12 protein-coding genes are annotated in these 14,873 nt (G+C 72.2%); 9 read left to right on the top strand and 3 right to left on the bottom strand.

The genetic code is table 11. The annotated features are described in order from the left end of the window. Positions 1-241: 241 nt before the first annotated feature. Both ACFYOP_RS12285 and ACFYOP_RS12280 read right to left on the bottom strand, forming a co-directional pair. Entirely contained in the window at positions 242-745 is a 504-nt protein-coding gene (locus ACFYOP_RS12285) for a hypothetical protein (RefSeq protein WP_356899661.1), read from the bottom strand. Between the two features lie 110 nt (positions 746-855). Then, positions 856-1,722, bottom strand: a complete 867-nt coding sequence (locus ACFYOP_RS12280; RefSeq protein WP_356899662.1) for a DUF2249 domain-containing protein — start codon at positions 1,720-1,722, stop codon at positions 856-858. A 398-nt stretch (positions 1,723-2,120) separates the two neighbouring features. Here ACFYOP_RS12280 and ACFYOP_RS12275 point away from each other — a divergent pair, with 398 nt between their 5' ends. The 7 genes from ACFYOP_RS12275 (at position 2,121) to ACFYOP_RS12245 (ending at position 12,278) form a co-directional block, all read left to right on the top strand. After that, a complete protein-coding gene (locus ACFYOP_RS12275; RefSeq protein WP_356897463.1) occupies positions 2,121-5,819 on the top strand; it encodes a nitrate reductase subunit alpha in 3,699 nt (1,232 codons plus the stop codon). A 1-nt stretch (position 5,820) separates the two neighbouring features. Continuing rightward, positions 5,821-7,353 carry a nitrate reductase subunit beta gene (gene narH, locus ACFYOP_RS12270; protein ID WP_356897462.1) on the top strand — a complete coding sequence of 511 codons (1,533 nt, stop codon included), beginning with the start codon at positions 5,821-5,823 and terminating at the stop codon, positions 7,351-7,353. After that, positions 7,350-8,174 (top strand): nitrate reductase molybdenum cofactor assembly chaperone, encoded by an 825-nt coding sequence (narJ, locus tag ACFYOP_RS12265; protein ID WP_356897461.1) that lies wholly within the window; start codon positions 7,350-7,352, stop codon positions 8,172-8,174. Before narH ends, narJ begins: the two co-directional genes overlap by 4 nt. Continuing rightward, positions 8,171-8,947, top strand: a complete 777-nt coding sequence (narI, locus tag ACFYOP_RS12260) for a respiratory nitrate reductase subunit gamma (protein WP_356897460.1) — start codon at positions 8,171-8,173, stop codon at positions 8,945-8,947. The genes narJ and narI overlap by 4 nt, the downstream gene beginning before the upstream one ends. 5 nt (positions 8,948-8,952) lie before the next feature. After that, positions 8,953-9,183 carry a vitamin K epoxide reductase family protein gene (locus ACFYOP_RS12255; RefSeq protein ID WP_356897459.1) on the top strand — a complete coding sequence of 77 codons (231 nt, stop codon included), beginning with the start codon at positions 8,953-8,955 and terminating at the stop codon, positions 9,181-9,183. A gap of 247 nt (positions 9,184-9,430) precedes the next feature. Next, complete coding sequence (locus tag ACFYOP_RS12250; protein WP_356897458.1) at positions 9,431-10,636, top strand: globin domain-containing protein; 1,206 nt, start codon at positions 9,431-9,433, stop codon at positions 10,634-10,636. Between the two features lie 619 nt (positions 10,637-11,255). Then, positions 11,256-12,278, top strand: coding sequence for an Acg family FMN-binding oxidoreductase (locus tag ACFYOP_RS12245; RefSeq protein WP_356897457.1), 1,023 nt, complete (start codon positions 11,256-11,258; stop codon positions 12,276-12,278). Positions 12,279-12,342: 64 nt separating this feature from the next. Here the strand turns inward: ACFYOP_RS12245 and ACFYOP_RS12240 are convergent, their stop codons facing one another. Then, positions 12,343-12,765 (bottom strand): pyridoxamine 5'-phosphate oxidase family protein, encoded by a 423-nt coding sequence (locus ACFYOP_RS12240; RefSeq protein WP_356897456.1) that lies wholly within the window; start codon positions 12,763-12,765, stop codon positions 12,343-12,345. 327 nt (positions 12,766-13,092) lie between these two features. Here ACFYOP_RS12240 and ACFYOP_RS12235 point away from each other — a divergent pair, with 327 nt between their 5' ends. Further along, positions 13,093-14,340, top strand: a complete 1,248-nt coding sequence (locus tag ACFYOP_RS12235) for a nitrate/nitrite transporter (protein ID WP_388451392.1) — start codon at positions 13,093-13,095, stop codon at positions 14,338-14,340. 57 nt (positions 14,341-14,397) lie between these two features. After that, positions 14,398-14,844 carry a hemerythrin domain-containing protein gene (locus ACFYOP_RS12230; RefSeq protein ID WP_388451390.1) on the top strand — a complete coding sequence of 149 codons (447 nt, stop codon included), beginning with the start codon at positions 14,398-14,400 and terminating at the stop codon, positions 14,842-14,844. Positions 14,845-14,873 lie beyond the last annotated feature (29 nt).

Genomic DNA, 14,873 nt, shown 5'->3' with positions numbered 1-14,873 from the left:
GGTGACCGGTCCGGCCCGTGCGCGGCAGCCGCCGCGGGCGGCGGCGGTGGCACCGGCCTCGGGGGCGGTCGGCGTGGTCGTGCACGTGATACCTCCAGATCGGTCGCCGTCAGCATCCACCGGCGGCGGTGTTCGGCGCGGCGGCCGATGGTCTTCGCCGACAGGGCCGACAGCTCCTCCTGACCGCCGTGCGGCAGGGCCGGGCGGGTGGTCAGAGCGGCGGAGACGCGTGCCGGCATGGTCAGGGACGGTCCGGTGAGCGCTCGGCCGACGCCGTGGCGGTGGCCACCAGCACGGCCCCCAGGCCGGTCAGCGCGACGCCCAGGCCCGTGACCAGGGTCGTGAGGTGCCATGCCTGGTAGGCGGACATCAGCGAGGCGCGCAGGGACTGGCCCATGAACGCGGTCTGGCGCAGGTCGGAGAGCTTCTCGTCGTCGCCACCGGCCAAGTGCAGCTCCGTGGTGATCTCGGCGTAGGTGCGACCGCCGGTGGCGTGGGCGAGATTGCCCTTGATGAACTCGGCGTAGGCGTGCGCCTCCGGGCCGGTCTCCACGCGCCGGCCGGCGTGGGCGGCGAGTTCGGCGGGGAGCCCGCGTTCGGGGAAGGTGATCCTCTGGTCGGCCAGCTCGGCCCGGATCTCCTTGCTGCCGCTGCGTCCGCGCAGCACCATGACCGGCCCGGCGACCGCCAGGGTCGCGCCGACCGTCCCGAGCAGGGTGCCGGCCCGACGGCGGGATCCGTCCATGACGTGGGTTCCTTCTTTCCTCGTGTGCTGGGGATACGGGGTGCTGCCCGTCGGTGGGGCAACACCGTGCGCCACCCGGAGGCCGGAGCGGCCTCCGGGAATGGGAACGGTCAGCGGTGGCTGAGCCTCAGCCGCCAGGCTTCGGGGCCGCGCTCCAGGTACTCCACCGAGAACATGCCGGGGCTGCGCTGCTCGATCTGCGCGAGCAGCGGCAGCGGGTCGTGCGGGGCGACCAGCACCATGGCGGTGCCCGCCGGGACGGCGTCGAGCGCGCCGAAGACCGTCGCGTGGCGCAGGGCGTGCGGCACCTCCCGCACGTCCAGTTCGGGTGTGGCCGTCTCCTCCGTGCCACCGCAGCCGCAGACTCCCCCGCAGCCGCCCGTTTCCTCGGTCTGTTCCCGCATGTCCTGTCCTTCCTCGGTGTCCTGTCCTTCCTCGGTGTTCTGGTCTTCTTCGGTGTTCCGGTCTTCTTCGGCGCCCGTGGCTGGCACGTCTCTCGCGAGCCGGTGGTGCATGTCCCCCAGCACTGTGGCGAGGGAGACTTCGGGCGCCATGGCGAGCAGGGGCAGCACGAGGCCGTTGTCCTTGGCCACGTGCTCCTCGAAGAGCACCTGAAGGGCCCGCGCGTCGGCCGCCGCGCCCGCCGGCCCGGGTGCGGCGCGCAGGGTGTCGACGAGCGCGGTCAGACAGCGGTGTTCGCCGATCAGGCTCTCGATCAGCAGGCGGGCCTCGGGCATGCCGTGCGCGACGGGGTAGAGGACGGCCTCCTCGGCCGCGGCGTGCGGCAGCAGCGAGCGGTCGCAGAACCGGACGAGACCGGCGTGGATCTTCTTGGCGGCGCCGGGGTCGCGGTCCACGGCGATCAGCAGCATCTTCACGCGTCCGGCCAGTTCCCCCGCCAAGCGGGCGTGATGCGCCTCCCCGCTTTCGAGGGCCGTGGCGTCCTCGGGGTCCGAGACGAGGGTGAGCACGCTCATGGTCGTGTCTCCAGCGGGTCGGGCCGGCGCGGCCGGCCGATGCGGGCGGGCCGGCACTCCGGGTGCCGGCTCTCGGGGCGGATACGGCGTCCGGCCGCGGTGAGCGGCCGGACGCTCGACCGGACCGGGTGCCACGCGCCGTACGCGCTGTGCCCGCGGCGGCCGGGGACGGGGGATTCGGCCGCCCGGCAGGCACGGAATGCGGTCGTACAGAGGGACTTCCGCGGTTCGATCAGTGCCAGCATGCACGTCGGGTGTGGTCGGAGCCCTCGCCGACCGGGCCCGGCACGGGGGCCATTGGTCCCTGTTACGGCCGGCCGGATGGGGCCGGAAGGTCATCCGGCAGGGACCGCCTGCCCCAGGTACACCACGGCCTGCGGCTTCTAGCGTTCCCTCCCATGGAGAACGACAAGAGCACACGGCGCAAGGCGTCGCCCACCGGGGAAGGCTGGCCGCTGGCAGCCCGAAGACTGCTGAACCGCCGTGAGGTGTCGGCCGACGGCCGCGCCGTGTTCGGCGAAGGCGACCCGAAGTGGGAGGGTTTCTACCGTGACCGGTGGGCCCACGACAAGGTGGTGCGCTCGACGCACGGGGTGAACTGCACCGGGTCCTGTTCGTGGATGGTGTACGTCAAGGACGGCATCATCACCTGGGAGCACCAGGCCACCGACTATCCGTCGATCGGCGCGGACTGCCCCGAGTACGAGCCGCGCGGCTGCCCGCGCGGGGCGTCGTTCTCCTGGTACACGTACTCGCCCAGCCGGGTCCGCTACCCGTACGTGCGCGGCGCGCTGCTGAAGCTGTGGCGGGAGGCCCGCAAGCGGCTCGGTGACCCGGTGGCGGCCTGGGCCGAGATCACCGGCGACCCGGCGAAGGCCCGCGCCTACAAGCGGGCCCGCGGCAAGGGCGGTCTGGTGCGCGCCGACTGGGACGAGGTCAGTGAGCTGATCGCCGCCGCCCAGGTGCACACCGTCAAGGCGTACGGCCCCGACCGCGTCGCGGGCTTCTCGCCCATCCCGGCGATGTCGATGGCGTCGTTCGCGGCCGGGGCGCGGTACCACTCGCTGATCGGCGGCACCCTGCTGTCGTTCTACGACTGGTACGCCGATCTGCCGATCGCCTCGCCGCAGGTCTTCGGCGACCAGACGGACGTGCCGGAGGCCGCGGACTGGTGGAACGCCGGCTATCTGATCATGTGGGGCTCCAACATCCCCGTCACCCGCACGCCCGACGCGCACTTTCTCACTGAGACCCGCTACAACGGCACGAAGGTCGTCGCCGTCAGCCCCGACTACGCCGACAACGTCAAGCACGCCGACGAGTGGGTCGCCCCGCATCCCGGCACGGACGGGGCGCTGGCGATGGCCATGGGGCACGTGATCCTGCGCGAGTTCCTCGTCGACCGGGAGGTGCCGTACTTCCAGGACTACCTGCGCAAGTTCACCGATGCCCCGTTCCTGGTGGCCCTGCGCGAGCACGACCGCGGTCTCGTCCCGGACGGGTTCCTCACCGCGGCCGACCTCGGCCACGAGGACGAGAACGCCGATTCCAAGACCGTTCTCCTCGACTCGGCCACCGGCGAGCCGGTGGTGCCCAACGGCTCGCTCGGTTTCCGGTGGGGGGAGGCCGGGCAGGGCCGCTGGAACCTCGACCTGGGCGACGTCGTACCTGAACTGACCCTGATCGAAGGCGCCGAGGAGACGGCCGAGGTCGCACTGCCCCGCTTCGACGAGGGCAGCACCGAGGGCGGCTCGGTCATGGTGCGCGGGGTGCCCGTGCGCCGGATCGGCGGCCGGCTGGTCACCACGGTCTTCGACCTGATGCTGGCGCAGTACGGCGTCGCACGCCCCGGGCTGCCGGGCAGCTGGCCCGCCTCGTACGACGACGCGAGCGAGCCGTACACCCCGGCCTGGCAGGAGACGATCACCTCGGTCCCGGCGGAGCAGGCGGCCCGCATCGGCCGGGAGTTCGCCCGCAACGCGGAGCGCACCAACGGCCGGTCCATGATCGCGCTGGGTGCCGGCACCAACCACTGGTTCCACTCCGACACGATCTACCGGGCCTTCCTGGCCCTGATCACGATGACCGGCTGCCAGGGCGTCAACGGCGGTGGCTGGGCGCACTACGTCGGGCAGGAGAAGGTCCGTCCGGTCACCGGGCAGCAGCACCTGTCGTTCGCCTTCGACTGGCAGCGTCCCACTCGGCACATGGCGGGCACCTCGTACTGGTACCTGAACTCCGACCAGTGGCGCTACGAGGCGTTCGGGCCGGACGAGCTGGCCTCGCCGCTCGGCACCGGGCAGTTCAAGGGCAAGGGGTTCGCGGACACACTCGCCAAGGCCGTGCGGCTGGGCTGGACGCCCGGCCACCCCGGCTTCAACCGCAACCCCCTCGATCTGACGGACGAGGCGGCCGCCGCGGGCCGGCCGGTCGCCGATCACGTCGTCGACGAACTCAAGTCCGGCAGGCTGCGGTTCGCCGTCGAAGACCCCGACGACCCGGCCAACTTCCCGCGCGTGCTCACCGTGTGGCGGGCCAACCTGCTCGGCTCCTCCGGCAAGGGCAACGAGTACTTCCTGCGGCACCTGCTGGGCGCCGACGCGGCCGTGCGCTCCGAGGAGACACCGCCGGAGGGGCGCCCGACGGAGGTGGTGTGGCGGGAGGAGGCCCCCGAGGGCAAGCTCGACCTGCTGGTCACCATGGACTTCCGGATGACGTCCACCGGCCTGCTCTCCGATGTCGTCCTGCCGGCCGCCACCTGGTACGAGAAGGACGACCTGTCGTCGACCGACATGCACCCCTTCGTGCATGCCTTCACGCCGGCCATCGCCCCGCCCTGGCAGGCCCGCACCGACTACGACACCTTTCTGACCCTCGCCGACAGGTTCAGCGAACTGGCCGCCGAGCACCTCGGCACCCGCACCGACGTGCTCGCCGTGCCCCTGCTGCACGACACCCCCGACGAACTGGCCCAGCCGGGCGGGGTCGTACGGGACTGGAAGACCGGCGAGTGCGAACCGGTCCCCGGCAGGACCATGCCGAAGCTGGCCGTCATCGAACGGGACTACGGCGCGATCGCGCAGAAGATGCGCGCCGTCGGCCCGCTGCTGGACACCCTGGGCACCACCACCAAGGGCGTCACCGTCCACCCGAACCAGGAGATCGACGAGCTGCGGCGCCGCAACGGCACCGTCAGGGACGGCATCGCCGCCGGACGGCCGTCGCTCGCCACCGCGAGCGACATGTGCGAGGCGATCCTCGCCCTGTCCGGCACCACCAACGGCCGCCTGGCCACCGAGGGCTTCCGTGCACTGGAGCGGCGGACCGGCAGCGAGGGCCTGGTGGAACTCGCGTCCGAACGCGAGGCGGAGCGGATCACCTTCGCCGACACCCGGACCCAGCCCCGTTCGGTGATCACGTCCTACGAGTGGTCGGGCTCGGAGACCGGCGGGCGCCGCTACTCCCCGTTCGTCATCAACACCGAGCACAAGAAGCCCTGGCACACCCTCACCGGCCGCCAGCACTTCTTCGTCCAGCACGACTGGATCGCCGAACTCGGCGAGCAGCTCCCCGTCTACCGGCCGCCGTTGAACACCCCCCGGCACTACGGCGACGAGCACCTGCACGAGACCGACCGGGCGGAGGTCACGGTCCGATACCTGACCCCGCACTCCAAGTGGTCGATCCACTCCAACTACCAGGACAACAAGTACATGCTCGACCTGTCCCGCGGCGGTCCGGTCATCTGGATGTCCACCACCGACGCCGAGAAGATCGGCGTCAAGGACAACGAGTGGATCGAGGCGTACAACCGCAACGGCGTCGTCGCCGCCCGGGCCGTGGTCACCCACCGCATGCCCGAGGGCACCGTGTACATGTACCACGCCCAGGACCGCAACGTGAACGTCCCGAAGACCGAGGTCAGCGGGAAACGGGGCGGCATCCACAACTCCCTGACCCGTCTCCTGCTCAAGCCCACCCATCTCGCGGGCGGCTACGCCCAGTTCACCTACGCATTCAACTACTACGGCCCGACCGGCAACCAGCGCGACGAGGTCACCGTCATCCGCCGCCGCAGCCAGCAAGTGGAGTACTGACATGCGAGTGATGGCCCAGATCGCGATGGTCATGAACCTCGACAAGTGCATCGGGTGCCACACCTGCTCGGTCACCTGCAAGCAGACGTGGACCAACCGCACCGGCGTCGAGTACGCCTGGTTCAACAACGTCGAGACCAAGCCGGGCGTCGGCTACCCGCGCCGCTACGAGGACCAGGAGCAGTGGAAGGGCGGCTGGATGCTCGACAAGCGCGGACGGCTCGTCCTGCGCTCCGGCGGGCGGATCAAGCGGCTCCTGTCCCTGTTCTCCAATCCCGACCTGCCGAGCATCGAGGACTACTACGAGCCGGTCACCTACGACTACGACAACCTGGTCAACGCCCCGGCCGGGAAGGACATGCCCGTCGCCCGCCCCCGTTCCGTCCTCACCGGCAAGCCCACCGCCATCACCTGGGGCGCCAACTGGGAGGACGGCCTCGGCGGCGCGCCCGAGAACGCCGGCGGCGACCCGAACCTGACCGGCGAGTGGGCTCAGAAGGTCAAGTTCGAGTTCGAGCAGACCTTCCTCTTCCACCTGCCGCGACTGTGTGAGCACTGCCTCAACCCCGCCTGCGTCTCCGCCTGCCCGTCCGGGGCGATGTACAAGCGGGTCGAGGACGGCATCGTCCTGGTCGACCAGGACCGCTGCCGCGGCTGGCGGATGTGCGTGACGGCCTGCCCGTACAAGAAGGTGTACGTCAACCACGCCACCGGCAAGGCCGAGAAGTGCACCTTCTGCTTCCCGCGCATCGAGGCCGGCCAGCCCACCGTCTGCTCCGAGACCTGCGTCGGCCGCCTGCGCTACCTCGGCCTGCTGCTCTACGACGCCGACCGCGTCGGCGAGGCCGCCGCCACCCCCGACGAGAAGGACCTCCTCGACGCGCAGCGCGGTGTCTTCCTCGACCCGCGCGATCCCGACGTGATCGCGGCGGCCCGGGAGGCCGGCATTCCCGAGGACTGGCTGGACGCCGCCCGCCGCTCCCCGGTGTACGACCTGGTCATGCGGTACAAGGTCGCGCTGCCGCTCCACCCGGAGTACCGCACCCTGCCCATGGTCTGGTATGTGCCGCCGCTGTCCCCCGTCCTGGACGCCGTGGACGCGGCGGGCGGCAACCAGGACGACCCCGACCACGTCTTCGCCGCCGTCACCCGGCTGCGCATCCCACTGGAATACCTGGCGGAGCTGTTCGCCGCCGGGGACGCCGACGTGGTCGCCGGGGTGCTGATGAAACTCACGGCCCTGCGCTCGTACATGCGCGAGCGCACCCTCGGCGAGGACGGCGACGAAGCCGCACTCGAGGCCGTCGGCCTCACCGCCCGTGAGGCCGGGGACCTGCACCGACTGCTCGCCGTCGCCAAGTACCAGGACCGGTACGTCGTCCCCGCCGCTCACAAGGAGGACGCGGCCGCGCTGACCGCGATGGAGAACCGCTGCCCGGTCGAGTCGTCCGGCGAACCGGAACAGGCCGGTGGCCGACGCGTGATGCTCGGCATCCCCACCCTGCGCCGCAAGACCGCCGGAGGCCACTCGTGAGCGCTGCCCCGCACTCCGTCCGGAAGCATCCCCAGCCCGCGAGTATTCCCGCCCTCGTCCGCACCCGCATCCGGGCGGCCGTCCGCCGCCCGGCCCGGCTCACGCCCGAGGAGTCCGAGGCGCGAACCCTGCTGCTGCGCCTGTGCTCGCTGCTGTTGCAGTACCCGGACGCCGAACTCACCTCCGCCCGACCGGTGTTGAATGCCTCCGTCGAGGCTCTGCCGTCCTCCCCCGCCGCTGAGCACCTGGCCGCCTTCACCGCCTGGCTCACGGGCCAGGAGACGGACGCCCTCGAGCGGCACTACGTCGAGATGTTCGACCTGCGCCGCAAGAGCAGCCTCTACCTCACCTACTACCTGCACGGCGACACCCGCCGCCGGGGCATGGCCCTGCTCACCCTGAACCAGCGGTACAAGGCCGCGGGCTGGGACATCGACGGGGGTGAACTGCCCGACCACCTGCCCGTCGTGCTGGAGTTCGCGGCGCTGACGGGCCCCCGTGGCGGCGAGGCACCGCTGCGCCAGCACCGGCGCGGTCTTGAGCTGATCCACCGGGCGCTGACCGACGCCGGCTCGCCGTACCGGCACGTACTGGCCGCACTGCTCACCCTGCTGCCGCCGCCCACCGACGCGGACCGCGCGGCGGTGGCCCAGCTCGTCGCGGAGGGCCCACCGAACGAGGAGGTCGGCCTCGACCCCTACGGGACTTACGGGGAAGGGGAGTTCGCCCCTCCGGGCACGTTCGTGCCGCCGATGGCCGCTCCGCCGACCCGCGTGCCGCCCGCCGACCCGACCGACAGCCGTATGAAAGGCGCCCGATGAACGCCGCATCCCTCGCCCCGCCGGCCGCAGCGTCGGTGAGCGGCACCGACCTCCTGCTGTGGGTCGCCGTCCCCTACGTCTGCCTCGCGGTGTTCGTCGTCGGGCACGTCTGGCGTTACCGCCAGGACCAGTTCGGCTGGACCACCCACACCAGTCAGCTCCTCGAACACCGCTGGCTGCGCTGGGGCAGCCCCCTGTTCCACCTCGGCGCCTTCATGGTGATCGCCGGTCACGTCGTGGGACTCGCCGTCCCCGACTCGTGGACCGAGGCCGTCGGCATCTCCGACCACGCGTACCACACCACCGCCGTCTGGGCGGGGTCGGTGGCGGGCGTGGCGATGGTCGCCGGGCTGGGCATGCTGTGCGCCCGCCGGCTGCTGACCCGCACGATCCGCCTCGGCACCGACCGCAGCGACAAGCTCCTCTTCCCCCTGCTGTCGGCCACCGTCCTGCTCGGCATCACCGCCACCGCCGCCCACAACGTGTTCGGCGCCGGCTACGACTACCGCTCCACCGTATCCGTCTGGTTCCGCGGCCTGTTCGTCCTCCAACCGCAGCCCGAGGCGATCGTCGGCGCCCCGCTGCTGTTCCAACTGCACGCCCTGACCGCCTTCCTGCTCTTCGCCGCCTGGCCGTTCACCCGGCTGGTGCACGTATGGAGCGCTCCGATCGGATACCTCGCCCGGCCCTACCTGGTCTACCGCAGGCGGACCACACCGGCAGCGGCCCCCGCGGCCCCGGGACGACCGCGGTCGGCCTCCGGCTCCCGGTGAGCCGCATGACCCACGAGCCCGCTCCCGCGGCGGACGCCTCGGCCGTCCGCCGCGGGAGCGGGGTGGGCGCGAGCCGCCGAACGGGCCTGGTGATGCTCCTCACCGGGATCGTCGGCTGGCTCGCCTCCTTCCAGCTCACGCTGGACGACTGGCGGCTCCTGCGCGACCCCTCGTACCAACCACCCTGCGACATCAGCCCCGTCGTGAGTTGCGGCAGCGTCATGTCGAGCCCGTAGGGCAGCTGCTCGGCTTCCCCAACATGCTGATCGGGCTGGGCGCCTTCGCCACCGTGACCGCCCTCGGCACAGCCGTGCTCTTGGGAGCCCGTCTGCACCGGCGGCTCTGGGGTCCGTTCCCGAGGGCCCGCCGCACGTGAGCCAAGTGGCCCCACAGAGGGGGCCGAACGGCCCATTCGTTCAGTGCACGGACCCGCCACGATGGTGACCGTCACTCCCCCCTGCACACCCCTTGCTGAGGAGACCCATGCTTTCGCCCGAGTCGGCCACCGTCGTCCGCGCCACCCTGCCCGCCGTCGGCGGAGCTCTGGACGAGATCACGGCGCGGTTCTACGGCACCATGTTCGCCGAGCAGCCCGAACTGCTGGACGGACTGTTCAACCGCGGCAACCAGGCCAGCGGCGGTCAGCGCCGGGCTCTTGCCGGGTCCATCGCCGCCTTCGCGCAGGCGCTGCTCGCCGACCCCGACGCCCGGCCGGACGCGCTGCTGTCCCGGATCGCCCACAAGCATGCCGCACTCGGTGTCACCGAGGATCAGTACACGATCGTCCACAAGTACCTCTTCCGTGCCATCGCCGAAGTGCTGGGCGACGCGGTGACGCCCGAGGTGGCCACTGCCTGGGACGAGGTGTACTGGCTGATGGCCGGCGCCCTGATCGCCCAGGAGGCCCGTCTCTACCAGGAGGCGCAGGTCGATCCCCGCCACCCCTGGCGGCAGTGGAAGGTGACGGAGCGGCGTGAGGAGACCCCCGACGTGGTCACCTTCCTGCTGTGCCCGGCGGACGAGGACCCCGTTCCGGCCGCCCGCGCCGGCCAGTACGTCAGCGTCAGGGTGACAATGCCCGACGGCATACACCAGGTGCGCCAGTACAGCCTGTCAGGCGCCCCCGGCGACCGCGTGCGCCGTATCACCGTCAAGCGGGTCGCGAGCGTGGCCGACACGCCCGAGGGCGAGGTGTCCAGCCAACTGCACCGCACCGTCCGGGCCGGTGACGAACTCACCCTGTCCGCTCCGTTCGGCGATGTGGTCCTCGACGAGGCCGACAGCCCGCTGCTGCTGGTCTCGGCCGGTATCGGCTGCACCCCGATGGTCGGCATGCTCGAACACCTCGCAGCGACCGGAGCCGCCCGCCCGGTCACGGTGCTGCACGCCGACCGCTCCCCGGCCGACCATGCCCTGCGCGCGGACACCCGCCGCCTCGTCGGCCGACTGCCCGGCGCCCGGACGGAGTTCTGGTACGAACAGGACGCCGCCGCGGAACCCGGCGCCCGCACCGGTCTGATGGACCTCGAGGGCCTGGACCTGCCCGCCGGCGCCGACGTCTACCTGTGCGGCTCGCTGCCCTTCATGCGGGCCGTCCGGGCCCAACTGCTCCAGGCGGGCGTCCCGGCCCGCCACATCCGTTACGAGGTCTTCGGCCCCGACCTGTGGCTGGCCCACGCGGAAGGCTGAACCAGGGCGTCGCGGGGAGCTTGGGCATGAGCACCTTCGACCCGGCCCGCCGCCCGAGCCGCGGGCCGGGTCGCCGGTGTGTCCGGGCCGGCACGGCCGGGACGTGACCCCGAAGGGGCGACGGCACCGTCCCGGACCTCGGCGGCGTGCCCTCGTCCAGGTCGGGACTGCGCCGCCGGACGTCGTGCTCACGGTCGTGGTCGGACCGCCCGGGCGGTCCACGCGCGGTGCGCCGGCTCACACCCGCCGCCTTCCGTACCCGTCACAACAGCGGCGCCGCTCCGGCGGCCGGTGACGTTGGGCCCGGCGGGGAAGGCCGACGGTCCCACGGCCGGGAGCGCGGCCGCACGCGCGAGAAGCCTCTTCGCGAGCGAGTCCGAAGCGGGCAAGAGCTGGCAGTGCGGCCGCACGCGCGAGCCGCTGCTGCCTTGCCCGCGGCCCTTTGCCTGCCGACGGGTTGACCCGTCACCCTGACCGTTCGTCCACGCCCGCCTCGCCGTCGGCGGCACCCGACTTGAGGCCGTTCGGCGGCCGGGGAGGGGCCGGTCAACCCTCTCCCTGGCGGGGGCGGTGGCACAGGATGGGTGACACGGGATGAGTTTCGCAGAGGAGAGTCACCATGCAGACCCGGCCAGTCGACGCCACAGCCGTCCAGTCCCTGCTGGCCGCGGCGGTGGCCGCGCCGTCGATCCACAACACGCAGCCCTGGCGGTTCGGCCTGGACCCGGACAACCGGTCGGTCGAGGTTCGCGCCGACCACGGACGGCAGCTGCCGATCAGCGATCCCGACCTGCGTGCCCAGCACCTGTCCGTGGGCGCGGCCGTCTTCAATCTCCGGGTGGCCGCGGCGCATCTGGGCTGGGAACCGGTCGTCCGACTGCTGCCCTCCGCGGACGATCCCGACCTGCTGGCCACCGTCCGACTGGCAGAACCCACCGAGGACGGACCGGCGTTGCGGCACCTGTACGAGGCCGTCGAGCGGCGTCATACCAGCCGGATGCCGTTCACCGGCCGCCCGGTGCCGGAACCGATCGTCGCGGAGATGATCAGCGCGGCACGTGCGGAAGGCGCACACCTGGAGGCGCCCGACATCGCGGGAACCCGGCGCATGCTGCGGTTGACCCAGGCCGGTGAGGCCCGCAACGCGTCCCACCCGGGCCGCACGGCCGAGGCGCACGGCTGGCTCACCGCCCCGGGACGCGACACCGGTTACGGCATCCCGGTGACCGCCGTAGGGGCCTTGGACGCGTCCGGGCGGATACCGATGCGGGACTTCACCGGCCGGCTGCCCGTGCCACGTCTTCCCGCCCTGCACTTCGAACGCCACGCGCAGGTGGCGCTGCTGTGGACGGCGTGGGACCGGCGGGAGGACTGGCTGCGGGCGGGCCAGGCGCTGCAGCATGTGCTGCTCACGGCGACCGCGTACGGGGTGCGCACCTCGATGCTGCACCAGGCGTTGGAATGGACGGATCTGCGGGCGGCGATGGGCGGATCACGGCAGCGGTGCAGCCCGCAGATGCTGATCCGCTTCGGCTACGGCCCCGAGGGCGGTCGCACGCCGCGCGCGGCCGCGCACGCCGCCCCGCGTCCCGCGGCCGGACCCGGAACGGCAGCCTCCGACGGGACCGCTCCGCCCGTATGACCGTGTCCGGTCGACAAGCGCCCTGCCGACCGGACAGGAATCAGAAAGGCCCGCACCGGCCGGCTCATCCGCCGGTGGAGGTGCCCAGGATCTCGCGGCCGGTGACCAGCTCGGACTCGATGCGTACGAAGACCCCGTCCCGTACGGGCATCCAGGACGGCGGGCCGGTCCGCGAGAGCCGTGCGTGCTCGGCGGGCGAGTCGACCACGCCGGCGCGGCCGGTGACCACCACGCTCCAGCCGGACCGCGTCTCCGCGGTGAACTCGTCCGCCTCGAAGGCCACCACGACGCCGTCGATGGCGCGTACGAGGTCGGAGCCGGCCGAGGTGTGCAGCAGGACCGAGGCGTCCTCGTCCAGGAAGAAGTTGACCGGGAGGACCGCGGGCAGCGCGTGCCGGGTGTACACCACCCGGCCGACCGGCACCTTGGCCAGCAGGCGAAGGCACTCCCGCCGGTCAAGAATGCGAAAGGCGTCGTTCTCGAGCATCTGACCATCTTCGGCGCTGCGGCCCGGCGCCGGGTAGGGCCGGTCGGCCCTGCTTTCCGGGTCCCGGCGGCAGACGGCCCGCGGCCACCGTTACGAAGGAGTCGTGCGCGACGTCCGGAGCACGGGTCCGAAGGAATCGTGCGCGACGTCCGGGACGCGTGTCCGATGAGGAGGGCCTGCCGGGCCCGGCGTGAGGACCGTCAGCCCCGGGGGAGGGCCCCATGGCCCATGCCGCTCAGGCGCCGCGAAGCCCACAGTGGCCGAGGGGTCGCCGATCCGCGGGCCTGTCGCAGAACCATTGTGAACAAGAGGGAAGGGACGGACAGCATGGTCCAGTCTTCGACGACGGAAAGCATCAGGGCGGGCTCGGGGACGCCGGTGCCCGGACGGGCGTGGCTGATGCTGACCCTGGCCACCGTCGGGTTCGCCGTCAACTTCTGGGCCTGGGCGCTGCTCAGCCCGCTCGGCCCCCGCTTCAAGGACACCCTGGACCTCACCTCTTTCGAGCAGTCGCTGCTGGTGGCCGTGCCGGTCGTCGTCGGATCCCTGGGCCGCATCCCGGTCGGCGCGCTGACCGACCGGTTCGGCGGGCGCGTGATGTTCCCGATCGTGTCGGCGGCCACCATCGTCCCGGTGCTCTACCTGGGCCTGGCCGGCCACTCCTCGCTCGCCGCCCTGCTGGCCGGCGGGTTCTTCCTCGGCATCGGCGGCACCGCCTTCGCCGTGGGCGTGCCCTTCGTGAACTCCTGGTTCCCGCCCGCGCGGCGGGGTCTGGCCATCGGTGTCTTCGGCATGGGCATGGGCGGCACCGCGATCAGCGCCCTGACCACCGTGAACCTGGTCGACGCGAGCAGCATGTCGACGCCCTTCCTGATCACCGCAGGGGTCCTCGCGGCGTACGCGGTCGTGGCCGCGCTGGTGCTGCGGGACGCCCCCGGCCGCACCGTGCCGACCGAACCGCTGGGCCGGCGTATGGCCGACACCCTGCGCCTGGGCGTCACCTGGCAGGCCTCCGCGCTGTACGCGGTGGCCTTCGGCGGTTACGTCGCCTTCTCCGTCTACCTGCCCACCTACCTCAAGACCGGATACGACCTCACCCAGGCCGACGCGGCCAACCGCATGGCCGGCTTCGTGCTGCTCGCGGTGGCCATGCGGCCGATGGGCGGCTGGCTGTCCGACCGCGTCGGCCCGGTGCGGGTGCTGGCCGGCACGCTCGCGGTGGTGCTGGCGGGGGCACTCGCGCAGTCCTTCACACCGGCCCTGGCGCCGGTGGGCACGATCGCCTTCCTGGCCATGGCCGCCGCGTTGGGCGCGGCCAGCGGCGCGGTGTTCGCGCTGGTGGCCCTGATGGCCCCAGCCAACAAGGTCGGCTCGGTCACCGGCATCGTCGGCGCCGCGGGCGGCCTGGGCGGCTTCGTCCCGCCGCTGCTGATGGGCTCCCTGTACGGCGCCTACGGCTCCTACGCGATCGGCCTCGTCCTGCTGGCCGCGGTCGCGGCGGCGGCGCTGACCTTCACCGGGACCGGGGTGCGGCACGCGCTCGACCGCCGCACCCTCACCGTCCACTCCCACTGAACCGACGCAGAGCAGAACCGGGGTCCTTCGATGTGCGCATACTGCGGCTGTCAGACCGTGGCGACGATCGACGAACTGACCCGCGAACACGACGAGGTCGTCACACTCGTCAGCCACGTGCGCGGCGCCCGACGCGACGGCGACATCGCCGCCATGGCCGAACTCGCCCGCCGCATCACCGCGGTCCTGGTCCCGCACACCCGGGTGGAGGAGCACGGGCTGTTCCCGGCGATGGCCCTGGAGTTCCCCGACCACATCGCCGCCCTGGAGGCCGAGCACCGTCGCGTCGAGGCGGTGCCGGCCGAGGCCGCTCGCGGCGTACCGGCCGATCCCGCCTGGCCCGACCGGCTGCTGGAGGTGCTCGCCCTGCTGCGTGATCACATCCTCAAGGAGCAGGACGGCGTCTTTCCCGCCTCGCCGGCGACCCTGTCGACCGAGCAGTGGGAAGCGGGCGAGGCGGTGCGCGCCGAAGCGGGCAGCGCGCTGTCCCGGCCTGCCGCCTGACCGCCGAATGACGGCGGACCAGGTCGCCG

The sequence above is a fragment of the Streptomyces sp. NPDC006294 genome (genome assembly GCF_042870895.1).
GTDB lineage: Bacteria > Actinomycetota > Actinomycetes > Streptomycetales > Streptomycetaceae > Streptomyces.
The sequence above is the reverse complement of the archived record's forward strand: the minus strand, read 5'-3'. Positions and strand labels throughout refer to the sequence as shown.

What these genes read in the sequence shown, in the direction of transcription:
- ACFYOP_RS12285 (WP_356899661.1), bottom strand. Translation starts at nt 745, where the DNA reads ATGGACGGATCCCGCCGTCGGGCCGGCACCCTGCTCGGGACGGTCGGC.
- ACFYOP_RS12280 (WP_356899662.1), bottom strand. Translation starts at nt 1,722, where the DNA reads ATGAGCGTGCTCACCCTCGTCTCGGACCCCGAGGACGCCACGGCCCTC.
- ACFYOP_RS12275 (WP_356897463.1), top strand. Translation starts at nt 2,121, where the DNA reads ATGGAGAACGACAAGAGCACACGGCGCAAGGCGTCGCCCACCGGGGAA.
- narH (WP_356897462.1), top strand. Translation starts at nt 5,821, where the DNA reads ATGCGAGTGATGGCCCAGATCGCGATGGTCATGAACCTCGACAAGTGC.
- narI (WP_356897460.1), top strand. Translation starts at nt 8,171, where the DNA reads ATGAACGCCGCATCCCTCGCCCCGCCGGCCGCAGCGTCGGTGAGCGGC.
- ACFYOP_RS12255 (WP_356897459.1), top strand. Translation starts at nt 8,953, where the DNA reads ATGACCCACGAGCCCGCTCCCGCGGCGGACGCCTCGGCCGTCCGCCGC.
- ACFYOP_RS12250 (WP_356897458.1), top strand. Translation starts at nt 9,431, where the DNA reads ATGCTTTCGCCCGAGTCGGCCACCGTCGTCCGCGCCACCCTGCCCGCC.
- ACFYOP_RS12245 (WP_356897457.1), top strand. Translation starts at nt 11,256, where the DNA reads ATGCAGACCCGGCCAGTCGACGCCACAGCCGTCCAGTCCCTGCTGGCC.
- ACFYOP_RS12240 (WP_356897456.1), bottom strand. Translation starts at nt 12,765, where the DNA reads ATGCTCGAGAACGACGCCTTTCGCATTCTTGACCGGCGGGAGTGCCTT.
- ACFYOP_RS12235 (WP_388451392.1), top strand. Translation starts at nt 13,093, where the DNA reads ATGGTCCAGTCTTCGACGACGGAAAGCATCAGGGCGGGCTCGGGGACG.